This is a genomic window from Microbacterium sp. NPDC064978 (assembly GCF_044543605.1).
Classification (GTDB): domain Bacteria; phylum Actinomycetota; class Actinomycetes; order Actinomycetales; family Microbacteriaceae; genus Microbacterium; species Microbacterium meiriae.
On the sequence record NZ_JBITWF010000001.1, the window covers coordinates 1,379,067 to 1,385,197 of the forward strand.

Sequence of the window (6,131 nt, forward strand, 5' to 3'; positions counted from 1 at the left end):
AAAGGAGCAGGGCCATGACCCCTGCCATCGAACTCACTCACCTTCGCAAACAGTACGGTCGGCACACAGCGGTCGACTCCATCGATCTCCGCGTCGATCCCGGCACCGTGTTCGGGCTCATCGGCCCTAACGGCGCAGGAAAGACCACCACGCTGCGCATGATCCTCGACATCATCCGCCCCACGTCGGGCGCTATCCGGGTCCTGGGCGAAGACCCGCGCCGCGGCGGCCCGGCCCTCCGACGACGCATCGGCTTCATCCCCGGCGAGCTCCGACTCGACGACCGCACGACGGGACGCCGCATGCTCGACTTCTACGCCGAGGTGTCCGGCCCGGTGAACCCCGGCACGATCGACCGCCTCGCGGGCCGACTCGACCTCGACCTGAGCCGGCCGGTGCGCGCCCTCTCGAAGGGCAACAAGCAGAAGCTCGGGATCGTCCAAGCCTTCATGCACGAACCGCCGTTGCTCGTGCTGGACGAGCCGACCAGCGGTCTCGACCCGCTCGTCCAGAGAGAGTTCCTCCACCTCGTCACCGAAGCCAGAGATCGCGGCCAGACCGTGCTGCTGAGCTCCCATGTGCTGAGTGAGATCCAGCAGACGGCCGACATCGTCGCCGTCCTCAGTCGAGGGAGGGTCGTGGCGGAGGGTGATGTGGCCTCACTCAGACTCGGCGCGATCCGGCGCGTACGCGTCGGTCTCGATACGACGGCAGCGACCCTGATCCGGGAGCAACTCGGTGCACTGCCGCAGATCTCCGAGCTCGACGTCCGCGGCGAGACGGACATCGTGCAGGTGAATGCCACCGTCGAAGGTGCCATCGACCCGCTGGTGAAGGTGCTGGCGCAGCACCACGTCCTCGACCTCGCGATCGAGGAACCAGACCTGGAGGAATCGGTCCTGCGGCTCTACGGTGACTCCTCGCGTCTCGAGGCAGGTCAGGGCGATGCGTGACGCGCTTCCCATCTTCCGGCGCGCTCTCCGCGAAAGCTGGCGCGGAACGGTGGGCTGGACCATCGGCGTCGCGGCGGTGCTGTTCCTGTACCTGCCGCTGTTCCCGAGCATCGGCGGCAACGGGCAGATGCAGCAGATCATCGACAGCCTGCCCCCGGAGCTCGTGGGAGCACTCGGCTACGACCAGATCGGCACCGGGGCGGGCTACGCCCAGGGCACCTTCTACGGCCTCATCGGCTTCCTCCTCCTGACCATCGCAGGCACGTCCTGGGGAGCGGGCGCCATCGCCGGCGCGGAGGCGTCAGGGCGCCTCGAACTCGACCTGGCTCACGGTGTGGGACGGGTCGGATACGCGATCGCGTCCGCCTTCGCCATCCTCGCCCGGCTCGCGTGGCTGGGCGTGTTCGCGGGCGCTGTCGTCACCCTGCTCAACGACTCGGCACAGCTCGACATCGATCCGATCCGCATCATCGACACCACCGTCGTCTTCGTCGGCCTCACGATGCTCTCGGGGAGTGCCGCGCTCCTGCTGGGCGCTCTCTTCGGTCGCACTTCCTGGGCTGTCGCAGGGGGCGCGGGAATCGCCGTCGCCGGGTACGCCTTCAACGCGATCGCGAACCAGGTGGAGAACGCCGAGTGGCTCCGGGCGATCTCACCGTACTCCTGGGCGTTCCACCAGGCTCCGCTCGCGGAGGGGTTCGATCCCCGCGGCACCGTGGCGCTCTGGGCGGTGAACGTCGCATTCGTCGCCGGAAGCGCCTGGGCGCTGCGACGCCGCGATGTGATCGGCTGAGGCGATGCGCGGACCATCGTGTCCGATCTCACGAAAGTTGTCGGCTGGTGAGACAGAGCAGCCCCGGAAAGACGGGTGGCTGATGCGGCGCCGAAAGCGCCCGTTGTCTCACGAAACTTGTCGGTAATCGCGTCTCAACCCGTCCTGCCTAAAACGTCGAGCGGACGGTTTCGGCGCGGCAGGTTCCGGCAGGGGGTTTCGGTCGGCGCACGGCCGGCGTGTCGTGTGGTCGGCCGGCGGCCTGGGAGGGGGCTGCCGGAAACGATCGTTTTCGGCAGCTCTCGCGTAAGGCTGAGGCGTAAGGTTGCCTGGTCGACCCGGACCCTGTCGACGGCGGTGATCCGGTCCGCTCGTCATGAGCGCGGTAGCCGGTCCACTTGTCGCAAGGGTGGTGCCGACGCCCCACTAATCGTCGAGACGGTCGAGAATCTCATTCATCTGGTCGATCTCTTCCTGCTGTGACGAGATGATCTGCTCACAGAGATCTTGGATCTCCGGGTCGCTGATGTCTGATTGCTCACACACCAGAATCGCTCGAGAGTGATGCGGGATCATGGAACGGAGGAACTGGTCGTTACCGACGAACGCTTCCGAGCGTCCCATGAAGAAGGCGACAAGGAAAAGCGCGGCGAAACCTACGAGCAAGCTGATGTTCGCGGCCTTGTTCGGGAACATCTTCCACATGACGATGACCATGATGATGCCCATGGGGAAGACCATCATCAGTGCCATGTAGAGGTTGCTGATGTTGAGGAAGAGATCGTCCAGGACGTTGATCATCGCAAACGTGAGGAAGTACATCACAACGAAGCTGAGCGATAGCGAGACGGCGAGCTTAAGGTAGCTCGACATCCCGCCCTGATTCTTCCCCTGGGAGTGGCCGACCGGCGGGCGTGAACCGTTGTCGGCGTGCTGGCTTGTCATAGCGACTCCAGCAGTGCAACGCACGCCTGTTCGCAGCGTCGGCATGCCTCAGCGCAGATCGTGCAGTGTTCGTGCATGGTGTGCTGTTCACACTCGTTAGCACAGCTCAGGCACGCCGCTCGGCAAGCTTCGAGCGCGGCACGGGTGACGCTGGCGTCGTGCCCGGTGCGACGGGAGAGGATCCGGGCGGTGGTTATGCAAAGGTCTGCACAGTCCTGGTTCGCGCGAATGCACTTGATTAGGTCAGCAACCATGTCCTCGCTGAGGCAAGCGTCGGCACATGCGGTGCAGGCTTGCGCGCACGCGAGACACGCGTCGATGCAGTCGACGAGCTTCTTCTGATCAATTCCGCCCAGATCTTTCGGATACGTGCTGAGCATTTCTTCGGTGACGGTCATGAGAGAACTCCTTTCGTGAGCCACGAAAGTACGCTCGCATCGCCCGCGCACTGAGGCCCTTGAATACCCCGCTGGGGTCTGGTAACCCGGTATTGATAAGCCGCCGCGCTGCGCAGATCAGCCTGTGAGCTGAACAGAGTCGGCGACCACGTTCGCCTAGCGGGAATAGAAGCGAAAACATTGAGTTAGATACCCCCAGGGGGTATGCTCGAGGCATGAACGGGTACGACGGAAGCAAGGACGACCTGCGCAAGCGGTTGAATCGCGTCGAAGGCCAGGTGCGGGGGATCTCCCGGATGGTTGATGAGGACAAGTACTGCATCGACATCCTCACGCAGGTCTCTGCGGCGACGAAGGCCCTCGAGACGGTGGCGTTGTCACTGCTCAGTGATCACCTGAGTCACTGTGTCGCGGAAGCGAGTGCGGAGGGTGGGGAGGTCGCGGCCGAGAAGGTCCGTGAGGCTAACGAAGCGATCGCTCGCCTGGTTCGTTCATGACCACACGTCTGTCTAACTGAAGGAGAACACCATGACTGATCGCATTGAGCTCGGGCTGAAGGACGCGAACGCTGGTTGCGCATGCTGCGCTGTCCCATCGAACACGGAGACATCGGCGCCTGTTGATGCCGCGGTGACGGCGGAGGTGCTTGTCAACGGGATGACGTGCTCGCATTGTGCGTCGAGCGTCACTGAGGAACTGGGCGCTGTCGAAGGCGTCGAATCCGTCACCGTGGATCTGAACGCGGGCGGCACCTCCCGGGTGACGATCCACAGCACCACCCCGGTCGACCCCGCTGCCGTGAAGAGTGCGGTGGAAGAGGCCGGCTACGCCCTCGCAACCAGCCAGCCCTGAGTTGCATCTGTCGGCGTCCGGCTTACCCCGGGCGCACCTGAGCAAGGAGTCCCCGATGAGCCAGCACGACGAACACACCGATCACACCGCGCACCACAACCACACGGCGGCCGCCACAACGGAGCACGACCACGCGGCGATGAGCCCCGAACCGGCTGCACCGCACGAACGCACCGGGCACGGTGGCCACGATGGCCACGAGGGTCACAGCGGGCATAGCGGCCACGGGGATCATGTGGGGCAGTTCCGGCGCCTGTTCTGGATCATGCTGCTCCTCGCCGTGCCGGTGGTCGGGCTCTCCATGATGTTCTCGATGATCCTGGGGTACTCGCTGCCGGACGCGGCGTGGGTCGCGTGGGTGTCGCCGGTTCTTGGAACGGTCATGTACGTGTGGGGCGGGGCACCGTTCCTCACCGGCGCCGTGAGCGAACTCCGTGCCCGCAAACCGGGGATGATGCTGCTGATCGCCCTCGCGATCACCGTGGCGTTCCTCGCCTCGTGGGGGGCGAGCATCGGGCTGCTGCACCACGAGCTGGACTTCTGGTGGGAGCTGGCGCTCCTGATCGTGATCATGCTGCTCGGTCACTGGATCGAGATGCGCTCGCTCGCCCAGACGACGTCGGCATTGGACTCCCTCGCCGCATTGCTGCCCGACGAGGCGGAGAAGGTCGACGGAGACACCACCGTCACCGTCGCACCGGCTGATCTGCAGGTGGGGGATGTCGTTGTGGTGCGCCCCGGCGGGCGGGTCCCCGCGGATGGGCGGATCGTGCAGGGCTCGGCCAGCATGGACGAGTCGATGATCACCGGCGAATCCCGCCCGGTGCGCCGCAGCGATGGTGATCCGGTGATTGCCGGCACGGTCGCCACCGACTCCGGGGTGCGGGTAGAGATCACCGCTATCGGCGAGGACACCGCTCTCGCGGGTATCCAGAAGCTGGTCACGGAGGCGCAGAGTTCATCGTCGCGGGCGCAACGACTCGCGGATAAGGCAGCGGGGTGGCTGTTCTGGTTCGCGCTCGGCGCTGCCGCGATCACCGCGATTGTCTGGACTCTCGTCGGCCAACCCGACGCGGCGGTGATCCGCACCATCACGGTGCTGGTGATCGCCTGCCCGCACGCGCTGGGTCTCGCGATCCCACTGGTCGTGTCGATCGCGACCGAACGCGCCGCCCGAGGGGGCGTGCTGATCAAGGATCGGCTCGCCCTGGAGAGCATGCGCACCGTCGACACGATCCTGTTCGACAAGACCGGCACGCTCACCAAGGGCACCCCCGCCGTGACCGCGATTGATCCCGTCACAGGAGCCGACGCCGATCAGCTGCTGGCGTGGGCGGCGGCCGCGGAAGCGGACTCCGAGCACCCCCTCGCCCGTGCGATCGTCAACGCAGCGAAGGAGAAGAACCTCACCGTTCCGCGCTCGACCGATTTTGAATCCTCCCCCGCCGTGGGGGTGCGTGCCCGTGTCGACGGACGTGTCGTGCAGGTCGGTGGCCCGTACATGCTCGAGCAAGAACACGCCACCGAGCTGCCGGTGGCCGACGAGTGGCGCGGTGAGGGTGCGATCATCCTCCACGTGCTCGTTGACGGTCAGGTGACGGGCGCGCTGCGCCTGGCGGATGAGATCCGGTCCGAGTCGCGTAACGCGGTCGATGCGCTCCACGAACGGGGCGTGCAGGTGGTGATGATCACCGGTGACGCCGATGCGGTAGCCGCGTCCGTCGCCGACGAGCTGGGTATCGACCGGTACTTCGCCGGGGTCCGTCCGGAGGACAAAGCCTCCAAGGTGAAAGAACTGCAAAACGAAGGCCGCAAGGTCGCGATGGTCGGTGACGGCGTGAACGACGCCCCCGCCCTCGCCCAGGCAGACGTAGGGATTGCGATCGGCGCAGGAACGGACGTCGCGATCGCCTCCGCAGGTGTCATCCTCGCCAGCGACGACCCCAGATCGGTGATCTCCGTGATTGAGCTGTCACGGGCCAGTTACCGGAAGATGAAACAGAACCTCTGGTGGGCCGCCGGGTACAACCTTCTCTCGGTGCCGTTGGCTGCCGGTGTGCTCGCCCCCGTCGGGTTCGTGTTGCCGATGTCGGTCGGGGCGGTGTTGATGTCACTATCCACGATCGTTGTCGCGCTGAATGCGCAGTTGCTGCGACGGCTGAACCTCAGCCCGGACGCCGTCGTCGACAAGTAGGCGCATGGGCGGCAGCG

Annotated in this window: 7 protein-coding genes; 5 read left to right on the forward strand and 2 right to left on the reverse strand. The window is 65.5% G+C overall.

Going from position 1 to position 6,131, the window contains the following annotated elements; translation table 11 throughout:
• The first annotated feature begins 14 nt into the window (after window positions 1-14).
• A complete protein-coding gene (locus ACIGJI_RS06895) occupies window positions 15-953 on the forward strand; it encodes an ABC transporter ATP-binding protein (RefSeq protein WP_268777272.1) in 939 nt (312 codons plus the stop codon).
• A complete protein-coding gene (locus ACIGJI_RS06900) occupies window positions 946-1,746 on the forward strand; it encodes an ABC transporter permease subunit (protein ID WP_363445358.1) in 801 nt (266 codons plus the stop codon). Before ACIGJI_RS06895 ends, ACIGJI_RS06900 begins: the two co-directional genes overlap by 8 nt.
• A 405-nt stretch (window positions 1,747-2,151) precedes the next feature.
• Here ACIGJI_RS06900 and ACIGJI_RS06905 read toward each other — a convergent pair whose 3' ends face one another.
• A complete protein-coding gene (locus tag ACIGJI_RS06905) occupies window positions 2,152-2,670 on the reverse strand; it encodes a DUF305 domain-containing protein (protein ID WP_363445356.1) in 519 nt (172 codons plus the stop codon).
• The gene (locus ACIGJI_RS06910; protein ID WP_058631433.1) at window positions 2,667-3,068 is read right to left on the reverse strand and encodes a hypothetical protein; all 402 of its coding nucleotides are present in this window, start codon (window positions 3,066-3,068) and stop codon (window positions 2,667-2,669) included. The genes ACIGJI_RS06905 and ACIGJI_RS06910 overlap by 4 nt, the downstream gene beginning before the upstream one ends.
• A gap of 215 nt (window positions 3,069-3,283) precedes the next feature.
• Between ACIGJI_RS06910 and ACIGJI_RS06915 the strand changes: the two genes are divergently transcribed.
• The 3 genes from ACIGJI_RS06915 to ACIGJI_RS06925 all read left to right on the forward strand — a co-directional run bounded on the left by ACIGJI_RS06915 (window position 3,284) and on the right by ACIGJI_RS06925 (window position 6,114).
• Complete coding sequence (locus tag ACIGJI_RS06915; RefSeq protein WP_058631434.1) at window positions 3,284-3,565, forward strand: metal-sensitive transcriptional regulator; 282 nt, start codon at window positions 3,284-3,286, stop codon at window positions 3,563-3,565.
• A gap of 31 nt (window positions 3,566-3,596) precedes the next feature.
• Window positions 3,597-3,920: a heavy-metal-associated domain-containing protein gene (locus ACIGJI_RS06920; protein ID WP_058631435.1), complete on the forward strand. Its 324-nt coding sequence runs from the start codon at window positions 3,597-3,599 to the stop codon at window positions 3,918-3,920.
• 139 nt (window positions 3,921-4,059) lie between these two features.
• Window positions 4,060-6,114, forward strand: coding sequence for a heavy metal translocating P-type ATPase (locus ACIGJI_RS06925; protein ID WP_366244690.1), 2,055 nt, complete (start codon window positions 4,060-4,062; stop codon window positions 6,112-6,114).
• The last annotated feature ends 17 nt before the right edge of the window (window positions 6,115-6,131 follow it).

Coding starts and splice junctions, on each gene's coding strand:
- ACIGJI_RS06895 (WP_268777272.1), top strand. CDS start 15: ATGACCCCTGCCATCGAACTCACTCACCTTCGCAAACAGTACGGTCGG.
- ACIGJI_RS06900 (WP_363445358.1), top strand. CDS start 946: ATGCGTGACGCGCTTCCCATCTTCCGGCGCGCTCTCCGCGAAAGCTGG.
- ACIGJI_RS06905 (WP_363445356.1), bottom strand. CDS start 2,670: ATGACAAGCCAGCACGCCGACAACGGTTCACGCCCGCCGGTCGGCCAC.
- ACIGJI_RS06910 (WP_058631433.1), bottom strand. CDS start 3,068: ATGACCGTCACCGAAGAAATGCTCAGCACGTATCCGAAAGATCTGGGC.
- ACIGJI_RS06915 (WP_058631434.1), top strand. CDS start 3,284: ATGAACGGGTACGACGGAAGCAAGGACGACCTGCGCAAGCGGTTGAAT.
- ACIGJI_RS06920 (WP_058631435.1), top strand. CDS start 3,597: ATGACTGATCGCATTGAGCTCGGGCTGAAGGACGCGAACGCTGGTTGC.
- ACIGJI_RS06925 (WP_366244690.1), top strand. CDS start 4,060: ATGAGCCCCGAACCGGCTGCACCGCACGAACGCACCGGGCACGGTGGC.